We start from the raw sequence: 18,639 nt of genomic DNA, 5'->3' as shown, positions 1-18,639 counted from the left end.
TCTGTTTTTTTCGCAGAGCACTGTGTTCGGCTTTATTTTGCTTTGCGTGTCTATACTAAACCCTGTTGCCGGCCTGTGCGGATTTGCGGGCGTGCTATTTTCACTCATAATGGCGCAAGTCTTGGGTTTTGATCAAGCTAATCTGCGCACGGGCGTCTATAGTTTCAACAGTTTGCTGTTAGGGTTGGCATTTGGCTCTTTTTATCATATAAATACTCATTTTATTCTTTGGTACCTGGTAGCATCATTGATGGTGGTGTTGCTATCGGGCATATTAGTACAACGGTTGGCTAAGGTTAATCTGCCAATTTTGTCTCTCCCCTTCATAGTAACCTTTTGGATCGTTTTAGCGGCTGCAAACAGCATCTTCAATACCGGCTTATTACAAAAGGACAGTGCGCTTCTGCAAGAGATCTACACCGGTCAAAACAAAATTGGATTATTACATCAGTACCTCTGCGACGCCATGCCGGGTAGCCTATGCCTTTATTTCAGGTCGTTAAGCGCGGTGCTTTTCCAATGCAATGTAATAACGGGTATCGGCGTCGCTTTAGGACTGCTTATACATTCCAGGATCGGATTTACACTTTCTGTGACCGGTTTTTTAACGGCCATTGCGTTTAATTCAGCCTTTCATATCTATCCGGACGGCGTTAGTTACTATCATCTTGGCGCAAATTTCATAATGGCGACAATCGCCATCGGTAGTTTTTTTTTAATCCCCTCTTGGAGATCATACCTGTGCGCCGTTATCAGTATCCCTGCTCTATTTTTATTGGTAAATGCATTAAGTACGTTGTTAGGGTTACACTCCCTCCCGGTATTTTCCCTGCCGTTTTGCATCGTCAATTTCGCCTTACTATATTTCGTAAAATCGCGCCAATCGTCGGGTAAACCGCAACCGGTGGTTGTTCAGCATTATTCGCCTGAACGAAACCTTTACCAGTTTATAAATCAAAAGAAGCGTCTTGCCAGGCTCGATTATTTTCCTCTGGTCTTACCGTTCATGGGCCGGTGGACGGTGTCGCAAGGATATAATGGCTCTATTACACATTTGGGCGATTGGGGCCATGCCCTTGATTTTGTGATCACAGACAGTGATGGCAATACTTACAAATATCCGGGCATTGAACCGGGAGATTTTTATTGTTACAACAAACCGGTTTTGGCCTGCGGCGATGGCGTAATCGAAGCCGTAGTAAACCATATCGAAGATAATATCATCGGCGAGGTAAATCTGACTGAAAACTGGGGTAACACGGTTGTCATCAAACACATCGACGGCTTGTACTCCAAGGTATCGCATCTTAAAAAAGATTCAATCGCCGTCAAGGTTGGGCAATGGGTTAGTACAGGTGATCTGTTAGGCTTGTGTGGTAATTCGGGCCGCTCGCCTGAACCCCACTTGCATTTCCAGGTACAAGCTACACCTTACATCGGTTCAAAGACGCTGGCCTACCCGCTCGCCGTTTATGAAATGGTGGATGAGGGTGGCGTGCTGCAAATCGCATCAACCGCTACACCAATTGAGGGCTGCCACGTTAATAATTTCCTCGCCAACGCGTCAATTAAAAAAGCTTTTGATTTTCAACCCGGCTACGTCGCGAAGATGAAGTCTGCAGAAAGGACGGAAACAATAGAGTCTGTCACTAATGGATTATATCAAAATTATCTGTACAGTCGTGAAACGGGGGCTGCAGCATATTTTATTAATAACGGCAACCGTTTTTATTTCACTAGTTTTAATGGCGATAAAGGTTCGCTGTTGTACCAGTTTTACCTGACGGCCTTTAACGTTTGGTTTCGCGAGCAAACATCAATGACTGATCATTTTCCGCTGGTTGATATGGATAATACCCCGGCCATGTGGCTTCAGGATATTGTGGCACCGTTTTTTATTTTTAACGAAATAACTCATCACAGTCAAGCAGAATCGCGCGCAGGCGAATTGGTCATCCATAGTGAAAGGATAAAAAATGGCAGTACCATTGCAGATGGCAGTATTCTCATCAATGGTCAACGCATTAGCAGTTTTACGAGTAAAAATTCGAACAATAAGATCCACGTAGAATGGCTTACCGGAAATATGTGATCGTGTTGGCGTTGCTGCTGCAGGCATTTGCGCTTAAAGCGCAGCAGGATCCTTATATCCACGCCGATACTATATCTTACGAACTTTACAAAGCGGGCGAGTGGCAAAAATTAATCGCTTACGCTGATTCTGCTTTGGCAACGGGATTGGATTTCCAGTTACTACGGTATCGGCTGGCTTATGCCCGCTTTGTTACTGAGGACTACAAAGCTGCACTGCAACAATACAATGCCATTATCACCGCGGATAGTTACGCACCTGTTGCAAGATACTATGCTTATTTTTGTAACCTGTATCTCAACAATGAGCCCGGGTCTTTTGCAAATGCCGCGTATCTGGATTCAGCGACACTAAAGAAAGAGGGCATCGCCAGGTTTGCCTTTACATGTGCCGCTTTGGAAGCCGGAATCAAAGCACCGGAAAGTGCAGGCCGCCAAACCGGATTGTATACACGTGCAGGATTAAGCAATCGGGTTGGCTGGCATCTCTTGTTAGACCAATCGGTAATTTACTTTAATCAAAAAGTTAACGGGCCGGCCGTCAACGTAAATCCGCCAGGAATTTTGGGACCGGTTAACACTCGTGTGAATGATGATAGCCAGATAGAATATTTTTTAAAAGCCCGCTATTCTTTAAACCAAAAATTTACACTGCTTAGTGCGTATCATTATTTAAATACTAATTACGCCGGTACAACTTATAACAGCAATATTGGTGTTTTAGGCTTCATTTATACTGGTGGCCGATATACAGACCTGCAAGCGGATATTAACTTGGGCAGCATTTATAGTTCGCGATTATTGCAATATAATGCTCAACTGACCTGGTATTCAAACGGAAATTTAAACCTGTATACTATTAGCAAGGCTTCCTTAAAAAGTTATAATTCAGCAACCGAATTTATTTTCGGTCAATCAATTGGCTTTAAGACAGGCCGCAAAACCTGGTTAGAAGCTAACATAACCTTAGGCAACCTCGAAAACTATGTAGACGCAGATGGTTTATATATTTACAACGCGATAGACCCAACCAAATTTAAAACCGGCGCTACGTTTTTTTATCGGCTAAATTTGCACACAATGCTGCAAATAAATTATACTTACGAAACCAAATATGATATTTACCGGCTGGACAACTACGGCCAGCATTCAATTACGGCAGGCGTTGCATGGAAATTTTAAGAAAAACCTTTTTACTTATTTTAGTACTGGCGCAAACTGTGATCTCACAAGCGCAGACAAATGCCGTGCTGCAAAAAGCTTTTCATAATAGCTACGGCAATGAAACCAATAAAAATTACACCGCTGCAATAGCAGACATCATACCCTATTACGCAGATAACAGCTATGAAGTGAACATCAGGCTGGGTTGGCTGCATTATTTAAACAAGAACTATAACGCCTCGCAAACTTATTATCAAAAAGCGGTTGAGCTGCGCCCGGGCGCTATCGAGGCAAAATTTGGTTACATAAAGCCGCTTGCATTTTTGCAAAACACTAACAAGATAGCTGAGCAATATAATGCTATCTTAAAGATCGATCCGCAAAATACGCAGGCTAATTATTGGTTAGGTGTGATCTATTATAACCGTAAACAGTTTGACGCGGCAATAAAATGTTTCCGGATCGTGGCTACATTATATCCTTTTGACTATGATGGTAATCATATGCTTGGCTGGAGCTTGTTGATGAGCGGAAGAAAACAAGAAGCGCGCCCGTACTTCGAAAGGGCCCTGATCATAAAACCGGGAGATGATTCGAGCACAGATGGTTTGAATCGAAGCAGATAGATCACAGTAATGTGTCTTTAAATATTCTTAACCTTCAAATTGGTGGCGCCTGAATTATAATCTTAAAGGCAGTTTCAAGGATCACCCGATATTCAAAATTTTTCCTTTGATTCAAAGTAGATCATTAGTAATTATTATCGATTGCTGATGCATCACAGTTTTAAAGCAAAATGTGCGAGCGCTGCAAACTTAGTCCCTGGTGTAAAAGCGATACCATCGACAGCAGCCTGACTTTTTAAACGTGTAATTGTTTCAAACTGTGTTTCTTTCCACCTGACGTTAAACAAATTATTTATAGTGATACCTATCTCATACTTCCCCTTAGTGTAGTTAAGAACGAGGTCATTTATAAAATAACCTGTTGCTGTTAAACTATAGTCCTCATTAGCGGGCCGGTCAGCAAGATAACGGTAACGCAGGCTGCCATTTAAACCTGATTGTGAAGTACAGGTTAGCCCGCCTGTGCTACTCCAAACCGGAGCAAGCGGGATGTACCCACCATCTACCGCTCGCCCATGAGCATAATTCACATCTGCATCAAATAATAAAGGCTTTAAAGGTTGGTATCTTGCGGAAAGGTCAAAGCCCATACGGCGCGTTGCTCCGCTAAACTCTACAGTACCGCCATCTCCTCCATAAACATATTCTTTCTCGAGGTAGCTGTACCACAATGCTGCGTTTAATAGTAAGTTTGAGCCGGGCTTTAAAACAGTTCCAAGATCTAAACTGTAAGCCGATGGTAGAGTTGGTCCATGGGTCTGAGCAACTATTACTCTCGCATCATTAGAATGAAAGCCCTTTCCCAGAAACAAGTAAAGCTGTGTTTTAGAACTCACTTGATAATAAGTGTTTAGTTTAGGGCTTAAGGTTCCGTTGGCTGCCTTGTAAATACCTATGCCGTTAAAGGTACTGTCAGTGGCGAGTTTATTGTTATACCTGTACGTCAAGTGATCGTACCTTAAACCTGCATTTAACGTAAGTTTCGGACTTATCTTAAGCGTCTCATTTAGATACAATCCATTCGCTGTCTCCAACACATCGCCTAACTTAATTGGGTTTACAACTGTGTAACGGCTTACGGTATGTGATAGCTCTGAATTATTTGTAGCATCAAATCTTAATTGTACACCTGCATCTGTTGTGAGCCTCATTTCTCCTAACAAACCTTCGTGCAGGTAGCTGCCATAATAGCCAAAAAGGTTGCGGCTTTCACGCTGTCTTATCTCATCACCATTGACGGTATCAACTAAATAAAAAGTAAAGTTGGTATGCAGGTCGAATTTGTAATTGGAGTAGTAAAGTTGATTCTTAATTACATCATTATTCGGTAAGATGGTGAGCAATTGTGCATTAAAGTTCGTTCTTGAGGTTACACCTCCCTCATTAGGATCTAAAGCGCCGTAAAAACCAACCTCGCGTTTGGCAACTGCACTTTCCGGTATCTGACCTGAAGCATTCCATTTGCTGTAAAAGGTCGAGGCCGCTATACTAAATACATTGTTCTTTGACAGGTGTCCGTGGTATTTAGTGAAGAAGTTGAACCTGTTAAAATGCTGGGGGTTGTCAAAGTAACTATCGCTGTAACGGTACTCTGAAGCTGCATACCAAGAACGCTGTTTAGCTCGCGAGGCGCTGTCTAACAAATTTGCCATTCCAAGAATGCGGTAAGTATTAAACTGACCTACCTCAGCCTTTATAAGGTTGTTGCTTAACGCATCGAAAGTATGGAAGTCTACAGAGCCGGTTACCGCAAGATCACCTTTTTCAGCATCATATGGCCCTTTCTTATAAGTCGTACTTTCTATTGTTTCGGGGATAATAAAGTGGCTGTCTGCATAACCCTGTCCATGCGCATGCGAAACCATATTAATGAGCATTCCGTCTACGCTCAAATTAATATCTGTACCATGGTCGTTGTCGAACCCGCGTAAGAATATCTGTTCAGCTTTACCACCTCCCTGATGCTGGCCGATAAACAAACCTGGTACGATGCGCAGCACTTCCTGTGAGTTCGAAACACCACGCATCTTTATGTCGATATCGCTTATTCCTTTATAGGGATTTGGTGTGTTTCCCGTTATTGTTATGTCAGACAACATGGTCTGTTGCTCAGTAAGGTAAACGCTGCTGCCGTTTCTTAACGAGCTACCCTTCAATGTAATTGTCTTATAACCTACGGCCGTTATCTTGACACTATCTATAAACCTTGACACATTCCTGAATTTGTATATGCCGTTAATGTCGGTCGATACTGCCTGGTTACCGGGAAAGAGGTGCACAGTTACGTCTTCTAAAGGAAGATGAGAAACGTCGGCATACACCGAACCTTCAAAACTGCGCCGCTGCGCGTTCCCATTAAGGTTAGATAAAACGAATAGAAATAACGCCACGTAACGCATACGTTATGACTTAACCGTCTTTGGTCTAAAAGCTAGACTTGCGAAAGAAGGTACAGCTAGCATCAACACCAACCATTTTACATATCCTGTTGACGCTGTTATCCAACCGGTGATAAAGTTGTCATTAAATGATACTCTTTGAATGATCCAGGCAATGGCTGCAATAGATGCTAGCATCGCTCCGCCAACACGGATGTATTTATATAAAGGAGATCTGCTCAATATAATCAACCAGGGTATGGTTACCGCAATAACGAAAAGTTGCATGAGTTCGATGCCAACGTTAAAACCTAATATGCTTAGCGCCATGCTTTGCCAGTCGAGGTGTAGCCCTGCTAAGGTTTCCGCGAAGGCCATACCGTGTATCAATCCGAAACCTAAAGCGACATACATCTCCTTTCCCGGGAAGATGGGTTTAAGGGCATGAACGGCTGAGACCAAAATACTTATCGCTATAAGCACTTCTATAATATGTACAGGAAAAGGAATTAAGCCTGCGGAACCGATGATAAGTGTTATAGAATGCCCGATGGTAAACGCGGTAACGATCTTAAGTATCCTTATCAGACTGTAGCGAATACCGCCTGCCTTCGCCCAGCGCTTTCCAATCACAATGAGTGGCGCGGGTAATAGAAGCGTTAACAGAAATAGCAGATGATCTGTTCCTTCCTGAATATGCTGAATGCCTAACGATACCATACTGGTAAACCCCCGTGTCCAGCTCCCGCCTTCCAGATTAACTTTTAGGGGATATATCTTATTATCTTTGGTGTTCCAGCTGATCACCGCGCTTTGTGTTGGTGTGCCGCTTATTTTTCCTGTTTCCCAGTCGCTGCGCATATACAATAGTGCTGCATGGTTAACAACCTGGTGCATAATGACGTCGTAGTTTAATGTAAACTTACGGGTGCTTTCGCCATTGTTAGGAGTCAATACAACGCTTGCAACCAGCTCCCAATAGTCGTAGTTGATATTATCGGCGTATGGACTCTTATCCATTTTTAGTGCTGAAACATCAACATTCCAGGGCTTGGTCTTATCGCTATATGCCTTTATATGAGCCTTGATATATTCTTTAAGTTGCGGGCCGAGACGTGTAATAAGTGTTGCCGGATCTTTCGATATCTGATGACCGAATGCGAGCTCGAGTTCACTCACTGGCATTTGCAGTTCCAGCACTGCGCTTTTAGGTCCAGCGTCCATGAATACAAGGGTATTGGGCGACTGATGTCCGTAGCTTGCTGACACTGAAAGCAGCGATATAAATATAGTGAGGGTAAACAATAACCGCCAAGCGAGTGCCCGGCGGTTATGAAACATAAAGTGAAACAGCATATATAGAAAGAGGATCTTACAAACCGATATAATCTCTGCTATGGTCTCTCATTACTGTGTGGTAATGTATCTGGCTTGAGATAACTACACCAGTTTGGCAAATGAATTCTATCCACACACTTGGGCCGTCTATACGTACGTAATCTGTATTTGTAGTAAGGAATGAACTCGCAGTACCGGCTACCGCAGAGGTGTTACCCGAATAGCATACGTAAGTATTAGCCAGTTCATTCTGATAGATGGTTGTAAATGCTGCAGCAGAAGTTGCATCTAAATCGTTTATCCATGGCATCATTGCTGCCATAACGGCTGCTTGTGCTGCGCTACTTAAAGTACTAACCTTCACGCCTTGTTTTGTGCTTGGGAAGGTATTGGTAGTAGAACCAGGTATCAACAAGCAGTCAGAGAAGGTACTGCTGATCTTCGCAGAAGCCAGTTCGGTGCTTGTAAATGAACCCAGCATGTTTTGCATGGCAGTGTGTTCAGACTCAATCGGGCCTGTATAAGTTGTCCCGCTTGAGGTAAATGAGCCTTTGGGTTCAACACCTTCATGTAATGGTGTAATACTTGTTACACTGCCGTTATCATAGGTGATGTTCTGTGCATAGTGGTGCCCACCTATTTGCAACATCCACTTGCCTGTTGTTGACGGTGTGCCCAAAAAGGCGATAACATAATTGCCTGAACCATAACCGCTGGTCAACGTTCCTAAGTAATCGTCAGCCGCAAGAATCTGAGTAAACTCGTCATAACCTTCACCTGTGGTTGAACCAAAGGCTGCTTTAGCGACTGCTTTGGCTGCTGCTAATTGTGTGCTGCTTAACGAACTAAACAGGAGACCATTACGGCAAGAAAGCGCGCAAGGCAGGTTTGACCAGCGTTTAGCGTTATCCAAAGTTAAAGCAAGAACAACAGATGATTGCTGAGAATTGCTTAATGTTGCGAGGAATGCATTTGCTGCACATACAACCTGTGATGCCACAGTTCCTGATGTGCTGCAACCTGTTGTCCCGGTGGATGCTGCGTTAACTGTAATCGTAAAGCTGCAAGATTGGCCTCCAAAGGTGATTGCAAAAGATGCAGTACCTGAACTTGCCGGTGTTCCTGATACTGCGTAGGTTATGCTACCCGCGCCGCTTGCAAGTGTTCCTGCATTTAGCGTTGCTGTCAGGCCAGTTACTCCGGTTGAGGAGATGGCTGTGCCTGCACTATAAGTTGCTCCATTACCACCTGTGTAAGGAACCGTTGCTGTTCCTGTGAAGGCTGTGCCTGATGTAGGTGTAGCTGCTACAGCCACGCTGCTGCATGTTAATGTTGAAATAGATGCTGTAGTGGAAGTTGTAGTTGTCGTGTCACTGGACTTCTTCTTACAACTCTCGAAAACAACGATGCCAGATAACATACTGAACATCATTGCAACGGTGTAAAGTTTAAATCGTTTCATGATCGTTAATTGACGATTGCTGTATTGCAATTGATGAAACAAACTTATACCAGTGCGTAGAACTATAAAAGCAAGTATCGACGAATAGTCATTTTCCCTCGTCCGAAAACGTATGAAAAACTCTCATTATTGATGAGAGTTTTGAAACTGTTTAAGAGTGAAAAATCATAAGCTATAAGCTTTGGAATGAAATTAAAAATCACAAATCATCTGACTTGAAGCCGATTCGTTTTCTTGGTTTAGGATTGTTCTTGACTTCAATAAGTTCATCGAGGTAGCAAAACACAATTTAGTTTGTGATTGTTTGAATTTGTTTGATGAACATTAATTTTACAAAAACAATCTCTTGCTATAACTTTCAAATTTTGAGAGGAGATATCTCTTTGTAAAAGACTGATCCCAACGCTATTATTTTGCAAAATAGCGATGTCGTAGGCTGTCTAACCTCTAACATCTGTTACAGTGACGTCTGCACCACTTTCAATTAAGAATTGTAAAACATCGTCCCTTCCAAACATTGCGGCAAACATCAATGCCGTTCCGCCATTGCCATGTTGAAGATCTAATGCGTTCCAAAACAACTCTCCATCTTTGGAATAATTCCTGATCTCGAGATTTATATTTTCACCTTTTTCGATTGCATTACGAAGGTCCGTTTTGCCGATTTGCTCGCGATCATCGCCCTGAAGGAAGCGGCAATTATGTCCTATTATTTCTTCATAGACGTAACCTGTAATGTTTTGAAAAGATTTATTGGCGTAAATGATTGGATTATCCGGTAAATTATTATCCGTAGTAATAATGCTAGAGACGCTCGAGTTAAGTGCAGCTTTTAAAAACACTAAAGTGTCATTCGCAAAACCGCCGTCCGGTAATCGCATATTGCTACTTGCTGCATTCATTAGATTTTGATGTGTAAATAATCATTATTGTATAGGCATAACACTAAGGTTTAAACCTGATTAGTTACTAACCGTTTCTCTTCTCGTAAGATAAATGTTCTCGCGTGGAGAAAATAGTTTGACAGTGATGAAACACTTAATGAGAGGCAGAGTTATTAGTTTATGGACGATTTACAGTTGAACCCTAGCATTTTGGTTGAGACGCCCTTAGGCAAAGGTCTCGTAATTCCTGTAATTGATCACGGGATGCATCAAAATACTTGCTGGGTTGTAGCACCTGAAAAAATGGCATAATGAAGCATTTCGACTGTAATGACGTTCGGTCCGCAATTAACTTCACTCATCATATGAATATGAGTGAAAAAGCGCACGAAGCAATAGCAAATTTTAATAGTGCCACCACTGCGGTTAAACAAAATTAGTTTTACGTTAACTCATAAAAAAACAATATGGCTACCAATACAGATAAGAAAAAATTCCCTACCGGAAAACGCGGTAAAATGGAAAATGCTGAGTTCCACGAATTTTTTGTGGACGAATTAAAAGATATTTACTGGGCAGAACAACATCTTTATAAAGCGTTACCTAAAATGCAGAAAGCTGCTACGAGCCCGGAGTTAGCGGCTGCATTTGAAAAGCATACCGGCGAAACAAAAACCCATATCGAAACTTTAGAAAAGGCTTTCGAATTACTTGGAGAAAAAGCGTCAGCTAAAAAATGTGATGCAATGGCCGGCATATTAGAAGAGGCAAACGGGATTATAGAGGAAACCGACAAAGGCACAATGATTCGCGACTGCGGCCTCATCCTCGGTGCTCAAAAAGTGGAGCATTATGAAATTTCAACTTATGGTGGATTACGCACGTTAGCAGCAGCGATGGGACATGATGACGTGGCAGAACTATTGGATCAAACGTTGCAAGTTGAAAAAGCTACTGACGAAGCTTTGACTGAAATAGCAGAATCACTGGTCAATCCCGCTGCGGTCGACGAATAGAATATATTTGTAAATTCTTTTGAGAGCCCGTTGAGCGGGCTTTTTTTATACGTATTTTTTTAATTTACAATTAACCATAATGGATCTTCAGATCAAATCTACATCAGCATTACATGATTACCAGGAAAAAGATGTTCGCAAAATACTCAGCGACTTGAAAGATAATTCTTCAACTTCAAAGTTACTATACCAACTTCCCACAGGAGGAGGAAAGACGCGTATATTTTCGGAGTTAGCCAAGTATCTTATCGAAGATCAAAGCAAAGGCGTTCTAATACTAACGCACCGGATAGAGCTTTGTCGGCAGACATCGAAAACTCTAAAAAATTTAGGAATCAAAAACACCATTATAGATTCCCATTTGAAAAAAATACCTCACATGTTAAACAACGGCTGTTATGTCGCAATGGTTGAAACACTATATCATAGAATTGAAGACAAAATATTTGACACAACGCAAATTGGCCTTGTAATCGTTGATGAAGCGCATCATAATTCTTTTAACAAATTATTACTGCATTTCGAGAATGCAAAGATTTTAGGGGTGACTGCAACACCATTGAGTTCTGACGCTGAACATCCGCTAAAAAATTTCTATAATAAATTGATAGTTGGAGAAGGCGTTTCAAGCCTCATTACCAAACAACATCTTGCGAAACCCAAGACATATCGATATGATGTGGAGTTGAATACTTTAACAGAGGGTACAAATGGCGATTTTTCAACCGCTTCCTCGGATGAGCTATATTCTTCACCCGGTATGCTTGAATTACTTTATGATGCATATATGGCTCATGCCAGAGGAAAGAAAACACTTATTTTTAATAATGGCATATTTACCTCAAACAATGTTCTTCAATATTTTCACGAAAAAGGATTAAATGTCAAAAGCCTTGACAATCATACTGAAGCGTCCGAACGTAAATTTATTTTAAAGTGGTTTAAAAATACAAAAGACGCGATATTAACATCTGTCTCCATCTTAACCACCGGTTTTGACGAACCTAGCGTTAAGGCCGTGATGCTAAATCGCGCGACAAATTCATTAACCTTATTACATCAAATGATTGGCCGAGGCTCGAGATGTTTGCCAGATAAAAAATCTTTTACAATAGTAGATCTCGGCAACAATATCGAAAGATTAGGAAAATGGGAAGAACCTATTGATTGGACAGTAATATTTGATAATCCTGAACTCTACTACCATTCAATAAGTACAAAGACCGAGTTCGATGACCATCACATTTTACCTTCCATTCATGCTAAGTTTCCCAATACTACACATATTGCATTTGATGTTCAAGCTACGTTCAAGGATGTTAAGGATAAAAACTTGAAGACGAGCTTGGTGCTCAAAAAATCGATCGACCAGCACGTAAAGATGTGTTTGGAAAACAGTAAATGCATACCATCCGCATTGATATTAGTAAGTGAATTAGATAAAGAAATTGAATGGCGCGTTAAACAGTTCACAAAATGCCTCGGTAATGTAACTAAAAACTATAGGGAATATCTACTCGCTGACTATAAAACCAAATTAACTGATAAAATTAAAAGCTCAAGTTTTGCCAACACCAATGATTTAAAAGTTGCTTGATCTGTTGATTTAACTACAAACAATTTAAATAAATATTGCTGGTAAAACTTATAGTTAAAAATATAGTTTATGTGTTTATGAATTTTTTTTGGGTTTATGATCTTCCAAACTGGCTCTTTGCAGTTTTAACTATAACCGTATTTCTAATATTTGGTCTGTTCGGTATGCTGGCAACGAGGAAGGTTGCCAGAAAAATGCATATCGAGGACCATTCACATAACGATATCGTTAGCTATTTTTTAGCAGCAGTAACTGTTTTCTACGGGATAACGCTTGGGCTTGTCGCTATAGGAACATGGAATTCATTTTCTGAGGTTAATAATAAAGTTGACACGGAAGCGCAAATTATTACCAGTTTATTCAGGGACTTGGACAGTCTGCCGGAACCTTATAAAGCTGAGCTTCGTAACGATCTTATAGACTACACGCACAATGTCATTACGGTAAGTTGGCCATTACAGCGCCAAGGAATACCACCAGTGCAATCAGCGAAATTTTTAAGAAAATTTCAAGGACATCTTGAGGGTTTTGAGCCAGCAAAAATCAGAGATCAAATAACTGTGACGGAAATATTTAAACAGTTCAACTCTTTAATAGAAGTTAGACGGTCTAGAGTTAATGCAACTTTTACACGGTTGCCGGCTTCTTTATGGTCGCTGGTCATTATAGGCGGACTCATATGTCTTTCAGTCACGTTTTTCTTTGACGTAAAAAGCAAGAAAATGCACATCGTGATGACTTGTTTTTTTGCGGGTCTATTAGGACTGATGATATTTCTGATTGGCACGCTCGATAATCCGTTTCGCGGAAAAGTTAGTGTGAGTCCCAGGCCCCTTGAATTGATTTATAAGCAGATGGTGACGGAAAAAAATCAAATTTCTACATACACGTCAAGTATAAAATCAAAGTGATTTCCGAAACTGATATCTCGCCGGCAACTTCCAGGATGCTTAATTATAATAAGCATCTTTTGCCGGACATTCTTCGACATAAATACGCAGCTTTAGCGGATAATCCATTTAGATTCTTTAAGAGCACGTGTTATATATATTATGAAGACTTAGCCAAAACAAGCGATGTCAATAGTTCTCCGTTGACTTGGATTTGCGGAGATCTCCATTTGGAAAATTTCGGAAGTTACAGAGCTAACAATACGTTGTATACTTTGATCTGAATGATTTCGATGAGGGGGGTCTTGCGCCGACAACCTAGGAGTTATCACGTATTTTATCTTCTATATATGTTGTTTTTCATAGTTTAAATATTGCTTACGTAAAAGCTGAAAAGACTGGCCAGACTATTTTTAAATGCCTATTGAAAAACTTTGCAATTGGGTTAAGCATACGCAATAGACCCAAGAACATCTAAAGGAAATCTGCGATTTCCTTAAAAAAGCGGATAGATCAAAATTTGAAACTTTACTTAAAAAAGAACTTTTCAAAAGAAAAATAAAATAGTCCTTTCACATAAAAACGAAAAGCACTCTGGAGTTGAAAGACAACTTAAAACTAAACTGATCCCGCGTATTCAAGACTGGATTAACAATTGCGATGATAGCCCTTTCAACTATAAAGTTAAAGATGTTGTTTTTCGTTTTGCCGAAACAGGTAGTTTGGGTTTGAAACGGTATCTTTTTCTCTTGAAAAGTCCCAATAAAAAAAATTCTATTTATTTGTCGATATGAAGCAGGCACGGGACTCTTGTCTGAATAACCTCGCTTCTCATTCGCAAAATCTCAATGCTAACAATGCAGTACTAATTGCTCAAATTCTAAAACGTATGCAGTATATATCTGCTGCGATGCTCAGTACAACAAATTTTGAGGGTGAAGATTATATACTTTAGGAACTTCAACCTGTTAAAGATTCTATAAATTTTAAATTGCTCCGTAACCGCTATAAAGAGATGGGCGCCGTAATTAATACCATGGCGTGTATGCTTACCTCTTCGCAACTTCGAAGCGGTGGAATGGATGGCTCTGCAACTATTGATGATTTAAAAGATTTCGGCTCTCGAAAAAACTGGCAGCATAATCTGCTGAAATCTGCCAGGGAATATGCAGAGATGACAACTCGTTATTACCGAGATTATCTTAAAGATTATAAGGTCAAAAAATTTTATAATATGTCCTAGCTCTCAGAATATTTAATCTTCTTTCTAACCATATCTCATTTACATTACCTGTGGAAGACTTTTATTTATCCAGTCAAGATTCCTTACGCTACAGCTGATGTCACAAAAAAAGCCAGGGGTTGAGTCTGGCTTCCGAGTGATATAAACTGAAGGGGTTTTAAATCAGTTATAAAGATATTAAAAAAATGGCATCTCCAAATTTTCAGGAATGCCATTAAAAAATACATTTCTTGTGAGGTGTTTAATAGCCTGCCTTTTATCCTGATTACCATAACGACATATCTATGGTAATTTTCAGTTATAGGCGCAAATTTCTTGCCGCGTACATCAAACCGACCGCTACTTTCCTTTGAAAGCTTTCTGCAACTGCGAAATAGCGAATTTTTCCGCTTCTAATGCCTCAGGGACTAACGCACCCATACCGAAAAACTCGTGTGTTACACCGTCAAATACCTTATGATCTGTGGACACTCCTGCCGCCTTTAGCTTATCAGCCAAATTAGCACCATCTGTTTGTAAGGGATCTAATTCGGCATTGATGATTGTTGTCGGGGGTAAGCCTTTCAAATTAGCTGCAACGAGATTTATACGGGGATCCTTCGCCTCAGCCATGTTATTAAGATAAGTTTTGCTGAACCACATCATCATAGGTTTATCAAGTGGTTTGGCATTAGCATATTTTTGATAAGATTCCGTATTCATGTCTGCGCCTGCGATAGGGTAAACTGCCACGATACCCACCGGCAACTGAATTTTTTTGTCGCGAGCCATGATCGCTGTATTAACCGCCAGGTTACCACCTGCGCTTTCTCCAACCAAAGCAATTTTCCTAGCATCTCCATGTAATGATGATGCATTATTGACAGCCCATTGGTATGCGGCAAAAGCGTCATTGTGTGCAGTAGGGAATTTATTCTCTGGCGCTAAACGGTATCCTACAGAGATTACCACAGCGCCCATTTTTTCAGCAAGCATTTGTGACGAGGCGTTATATACGTTTATATTAGCAATCACGAATCCGCCGCCATGGTAGTATACGATGACTGGATAAGGCCCGGTACTTTTTGGCGTATAGATTTTAAGATGAATTGTCCCGCCTGCCACCGGAATCTCTTTCCCTATAGTGTCCACTGTAGTAGGGGGCATAGGAATATTATATTTTTTCATGATATCCATCACGGCATCCGTCGGTGTGTGGTTCTTTCGCGCCTCAACTGGTGGCAATTGCGGAATAGGTTTATCACTATAGCTGCCAAGCTGTTCGATAACTGCAGCCATTTGGGGCCTGATATCCTTACCCCATTCCGGTGCTTGTCCGGATGGTTTAACAGAATCTGGTAACCCGGTTTTCACAGAACTATCCGCGGCTGATGACTTAACCGTGGTGGAATCGCTTGTGGAATTTTTGCCGTTATTGCTGCATGCTGATGCTAATAACGAAACTAATGCGATACCTAGTAACGCACTTTTTCTGAGATATTTATTCATATTAGAGATGATTGTTTTTACGTAACTACTTAAAAATTGAATTGTTCACCAGCTGATTATTTTCTTCTTTTTTAACGATTTTACTTAAGTAAATTTGGCAATCTACTTTTTATTCTCCTTCAGTTTCTTCTTAGGTAATCAAACTTTAAATTATTACTCATTCGTTCTAGAAATGATCCGCGAAGTTTGCCGCTTGTCATAAGCAATATACTATACATTAAAACTTAAATTATAGTTATTTGCTTATTATACAACCAATTCTAAGTTTCATTAGGTATTCAAGTTCTGGTAACATTTTGAACATCTTAAAAAAGTGTTAAGGTTGTGTTTAAACGAAAGCAGATGAGCTATGAAAAGATGTTTTACGGCATCTTGATTTCATCAATAACACTTTCATTTTTTTTGCCTTCGTGCAAGAAATCGCCAAAAAAATTCGATGACTCTAAGTGGGAAAACGCTTTAAAAGTGGCTGAAACCTTTGAATTAAAGGATTATCCTAAAGCAATTTTATATTTAGACTCCGCTTACTATTCAATAGAAAATCCGGGCAAACTTACCCAGTATCAACGGTTTAACTTTCTCAGAAAATGTCATCACCGTCAAAAGCTTTATTCTAAAGCTGTAACATTATGTGACAGTGCCATCAACGTCTTACCTAAGAACGCTGCAAATGCAGTATTTCTCGCGGAAGTACTACTTGAGAAAGGTGATATGCTTCTTTTATTGAAACGGTACAGCGAGGCATATAAAAGCTATTATAATGGATTATCGGTTATTGAAGCGTTAAATACATTTAACGCTAAAAAATTAAAATCAAGCTTTTATTCGAGACTTGCGGATATCAGCTACGGACAGAACAAATATGTAAATGCTATTAACTGGCATAAAAAAACATTGAATACTATTCTTAAATTTTCTGATAAAGATTCCAGTTACTACAGGCTTCAAGGTACGTTTAACAATATAGGTCTTTGCTATTTGTTTTTGAATAAGCCCGACAGCGCCCTGGCCTATTTCAAAGGTGCCGTTCATTGGAACAATATAGGATATCTTAAGAAAAAGCTAAACCGTAAAGACTATATCATTGCGAAGGGGGTTATTGCAGGCAATATTGGTAGTGTCCAATTTAGAAATGGTAAGGTTGACAGCGCTGAATATTATTTTAAAGAAAGTATACGTTTAAACAGAATCCCAGGATATGCAGTTGAAGACGCCTTAATCACCGAACGGAAATTAGCGGATTTATATCTGTCGAAAAGAAATTTCAAAAACACGGCGGCGCTAATTAAGGATATACAATCATCCGGTGTTAAACTCTCAAATGCGACAGATAGGCTTGACTTTCTAAAACTTAAAATTCGTTTTGCGCAGGCACAGAAAAGATTTACCGATGTCTCATCTTTGTACCGCAGTTATGAAAGCCTTAAAGACAGTATTTTTAATTCGAAAAGACTTTATCTATCAACAAATTTCGAGACCGAATTTGCCAGATTAGCCAATATAAATGAACTCCGTTCTGTCGAAAAAGAAGATTTAATAAAGACCATAGCATTGATTGCTACATTGGGACTTTTAATAATTTGCCTTATCCTGATTGTCAATAATAATAAAATAAGAAGAGCAATACAGATTTCCCAAAATGAAATGGCCATAAGAAATAAAAAACTGGAAACTACTCTTCACTCTCTGGAAGCGAGTTTCACGGAAAATTCAAAATTGTTAGGCATAGTCGCCCATGATTTAAAAAACCCACTAAATGCCATTTTTGGACTTAGCAATTTATTGTCAGAAAGCCAACACCTAAGTGACGACGACGCAGAGATGGTTGGTCTGATCATGAGTTCAAGCAAAACTATGACAGCTATCGTGAATGATTTGCTTTCAAGCAAAAAACAACAAAATTCAGATGAAGGACACAATACAACAAATCATATTAAAGACATTGTCTTAGAAAGCATATCATTATTACGAAACCGCGCGAAAGAGAAACAGATCGATTTGCTATTCACCGTAGCAGAGGATTGCACCGTCAAGATTCAGCGCCAGCAAATTTGGCGGGTTATCAATAATTTATTAGTTAATGCCATCAAATTCAGCCCTAATGGCAGCCAAATTTATATTGCGACGGAAATTGGTGACGGAAGTGTAAAAATTAGCGTTAAAGATAACGGGATAGGCATCCCTAACGATCTTAAAAGTAAAATTTTCGCACTTTCAGGAGAAGCAAAACGGGAGGGCACGCAAGGAGAGGAAACTTATGGTATGGGACTATTTATATCAAAGCAAATTATAGAGGATCACGGCGGACATATCTGGTTTGACAGTTTGGAAAACATAGGTACGACGTTTTATATAACATTACCGTGTTCTGGTTAACTAACCATGACTCATATTAAAATTGTCTCCGAACATTCTATTATAACGTTAACTAGATAACAGGCTTTTATAATACGGTTTGAAAT

The 18,639-nt window shown here is 40.2% G+C and carries 15 protein-coding genes; 10 read left to right on the top strand and 5 right to left on the bottom strand.

Translation table 11 applies throughout. The features are described from left to right. The first annotated feature begins 22 nt into the window (after positions 1–22). The 3 genes from GO620_RS01905 to GO620_RS01895 are packed head-to-tail and all read left to right on the top strand — an operon-like array spanning position 23 to position 3,881. A complete protein-coding gene (locus tag GO620_RS01905) occupies positions 23–2,092 on the top strand; it encodes an urea transporter (RefSeq protein ID WP_244139498.1) in 2,070 nt (689 codons plus the stop codon). Further along, complete coding sequence (locus tag GO620_RS01900; protein ID WP_157522720.1) at positions 2,071–3,273, top strand: hypothetical protein; 1,203 nt, start codon at positions 2,071–2,073, stop codon at positions 3,271–3,273. The genes GO620_RS01905 and GO620_RS01900 overlap by 22 nt, the downstream gene beginning before the upstream one ends. Further along, positions 3,261–3,881 (top strand): tetratricopeptide repeat protein, encoded by a 621-nt coding sequence (locus GO620_RS01895; protein ID WP_157522725.1) that lies wholly within the window; start codon positions 3,261–3,263, stop codon positions 3,879–3,881. The genes GO620_RS01900 and GO620_RS01895 overlap by 13 nt, the downstream gene beginning before the upstream one ends. A gap of 152 nt (positions 3,882–4,033) precedes the next feature. Here the strand turns inward: GO620_RS01895 and GO620_RS01890 are convergent, their stop codons facing one another. The 4 genes from GO620_RS01890 to GO620_RS01875 form a co-directional block, all read right to left on the bottom strand. Then, on the bottom strand, positions 4,034–6,280 hold the full coding sequence (locus tag GO620_RS01890; RefSeq protein WP_157522729.1) for a TonB-dependent receptor: 2,247 nt from the start codon (positions 6,278–6,280) through the stop codon (positions 4,034–4,036). Between the two features lie 3 nt (positions 6,281–6,283). After that, entirely contained in the window at positions 6,284–7,615 is a 1,332-nt protein-coding gene (locus GO620_RS01885; protein ID WP_157522732.1) for a HupE/UreJ family protein, read from the bottom strand. A 16-nt stretch (positions 7,616–7,631) separates the two neighbouring features. Next, positions 7,632–9,059 carry a DUF3500 domain-containing protein gene (locus GO620_RS01880; RefSeq protein WP_157522735.1) on the bottom strand — a complete coding sequence of 476 codons (1,428 nt, stop codon included), beginning with the start codon at positions 9,057–9,059 and terminating at the stop codon, positions 7,632–7,634. 440 nt (positions 9,060–9,499) lie between these two features. Then, positions 9,500–9,961, bottom strand: coding sequence for a PAS domain-containing protein (locus GO620_RS01875; RefSeq protein ID WP_157522737.1), 462 nt, complete (start codon positions 9,959–9,961; stop codon positions 9,500–9,502). 449 nt (positions 9,962–10,410) lie between these two features. Between GO620_RS01875 and GO620_RS01870 the strand changes: the two genes are divergently transcribed. The 6 genes from GO620_RS01870 to GO620_RS01845 all read left to right on the top strand — a co-directional run bounded on the left by GO620_RS01870 (position 10,411) and on the right by GO620_RS01845 (position 14,689). Then, positions 10,411–10,959 (top strand): YciE/YciF ferroxidase family protein, encoded by a 549-nt coding sequence (locus GO620_RS01870; protein ID WP_157522740.1) that lies wholly within the window; start codon positions 10,411–10,413, stop codon positions 10,957–10,959. Between the two features lie 79 nt (positions 10,960–11,038). Beyond that, positions 11,039–12,556 carry a DEAD/DEAH box helicase gene (locus GO620_RS01865; protein WP_157522742.1) on the top strand — a complete coding sequence of 506 codons (1,518 nt, stop codon included), beginning with the start codon at positions 11,039–11,041 and terminating at the stop codon, positions 12,554–12,556. A 35-nt stretch (positions 12,557–12,591) separates the two neighbouring features. Continuing rightward, on the top strand, positions 12,592–13,467 hold the full coding sequence (locus tag GO620_RS01860) for a bestrophin-like domain (RefSeq protein ID WP_157522744.1): 876 nt from the start codon (positions 12,592–12,594) through the stop codon (positions 13,465–13,467). A 35-nt stretch (positions 13,468–13,502) separates the two neighbouring features. Next, entirely contained in the window at positions 13,503–13,730 is a 228-nt protein-coding gene (locus tag GO620_RS17435) for a DUF2252 family protein (protein WP_157522746.1), read from the top strand. A gap of 279 nt (positions 13,731–14,009) precedes the next feature. Next, a complete protein-coding gene (locus GO620_RS17430) occupies positions 14,010–14,240 on the top strand; it encodes a DUF2252 family protein (protein WP_200230930.1) in 231 nt (76 codons plus the stop codon). Positions 14,241–14,461: 221 nt separating this feature from the next. Then, a complete protein-coding gene (locus GO620_RS01845; RefSeq protein ID WP_157522748.1) occupies positions 14,462–14,689 on the top strand; it encodes a hypothetical protein in 228 nt (75 codons plus the stop codon). 339 nt (positions 14,690–15,028) lie between these two features. Here the strand turns inward: GO620_RS01845 and GO620_RS01840 are convergent, their stop codons facing one another. Then, positions 15,029–16,177: an alpha/beta hydrolase gene (locus GO620_RS01840; RefSeq protein WP_157522751.1), complete on the bottom strand. Its 1,149-nt coding sequence runs from the start codon at positions 16,175–16,177 to the stop codon at positions 15,029–15,031. 342 nt (positions 16,178–16,519) lie between these two features. Here GO620_RS01840 and GO620_RS01835 point away from each other — a divergent pair, with 342 nt between their 5' ends. After that, entirely contained in the window at positions 16,520–18,553 is a 2,034-nt protein-coding gene (locus GO620_RS01835) for a tetratricopeptide repeat-containing sensor histidine kinase (protein ID WP_157522754.1), read from the top strand. The last annotated feature ends 86 nt before the right edge of the window (positions 18,554–18,639 follow it).

Origin of the sequence: Mucilaginibacter ginkgonis (assembly GCF_009754905.2) — a bacterium.
GTDB lineage: Bacteria > Bacteroidota > Bacteroidia > Sphingobacteriales > Sphingobacteriaceae > Mucilaginibacter > Mucilaginibacter ginkgonis.
This window is presented reverse-complemented; position numbering and strand designations above follow the sequence as displayed.

Excerpts from the sequence above, each read along its gene's own strand:
- GO620_RS01835 (WP_157522754.1), top strand. The coding sequence starts at position 16,520 with ATGAGCTATGAAAAGATGTTTTACGGCATCTTGATTTCATCAATAACA.
- GO620_RS01895 (WP_157522725.1), top strand. The coding sequence starts at position 3,261 with ATGGAAATTTTAAGAAAAACCTTTTTACTTATTTTAGTACTGGCGCAA.
- GO620_RS17435 (WP_157522746.1), top strand. The coding sequence starts at position 13,503 with ATGCTTAATTATAATAAGCATCTTTTGCCGGACATTCTTCGACATAAA.
- GO620_RS01875 (WP_157522737.1), bottom strand. The coding sequence starts at position 9,961 with ATGAATGCAGCAAGTAGCAATATGCGATTACCGGACGGCGGTTTTGCG.
- GO620_RS01885 (WP_157522732.1), bottom strand. The coding sequence starts at position 7,615 with ATGCTGTTTCACTTTATGTTTCATAACCGCCGGGCACTCGCTTGGCGG.
- GO620_RS01870 (WP_157522740.1), top strand. The coding sequence starts at position 10,411 with ATGGCTACCAATACAGATAAGAAAAAATTCCCTACCGGAAAACGCGGT.
- GO620_RS01900 (WP_157522720.1), top strand. The coding sequence starts at position 2,071 with ATGGCTTACCGGAAATATGTGATCGTGTTGGCGTTGCTGCTGCAGGCA.
- GO620_RS01845 (WP_157522748.1), top strand. The coding sequence starts at position 14,462 with ATGGGCGCCGTAATTAATACCATGGCGTGTATGCTTACCTCTTCGCAA.
- GO620_RS01865 (WP_157522742.1), top strand. The coding sequence starts at position 11,039 with ATGGATCTTCAGATCAAATCTACATCAGCATTACATGATTACCAGGAA.
- GO620_RS01890 (WP_157522729.1), bottom strand. The coding sequence starts at position 6,280 with ATGCGTTACGTGGCGTTATTTCTATTCGTTTTATCTAACCTTAATGGG.
- GO620_RS01880 (WP_157522735.1), bottom strand. The coding sequence starts at position 9,059 with ATGAAACGATTTAAACTTTACACCGTTGCAATGATGTTCAGTATGTTA.
- GO620_RS01840 (WP_157522751.1), bottom strand. The coding sequence starts at position 16,177 with ATGAATAAATATCTCAGAAAAAGTGCGTTACTAGGTATCGCATTAGTT.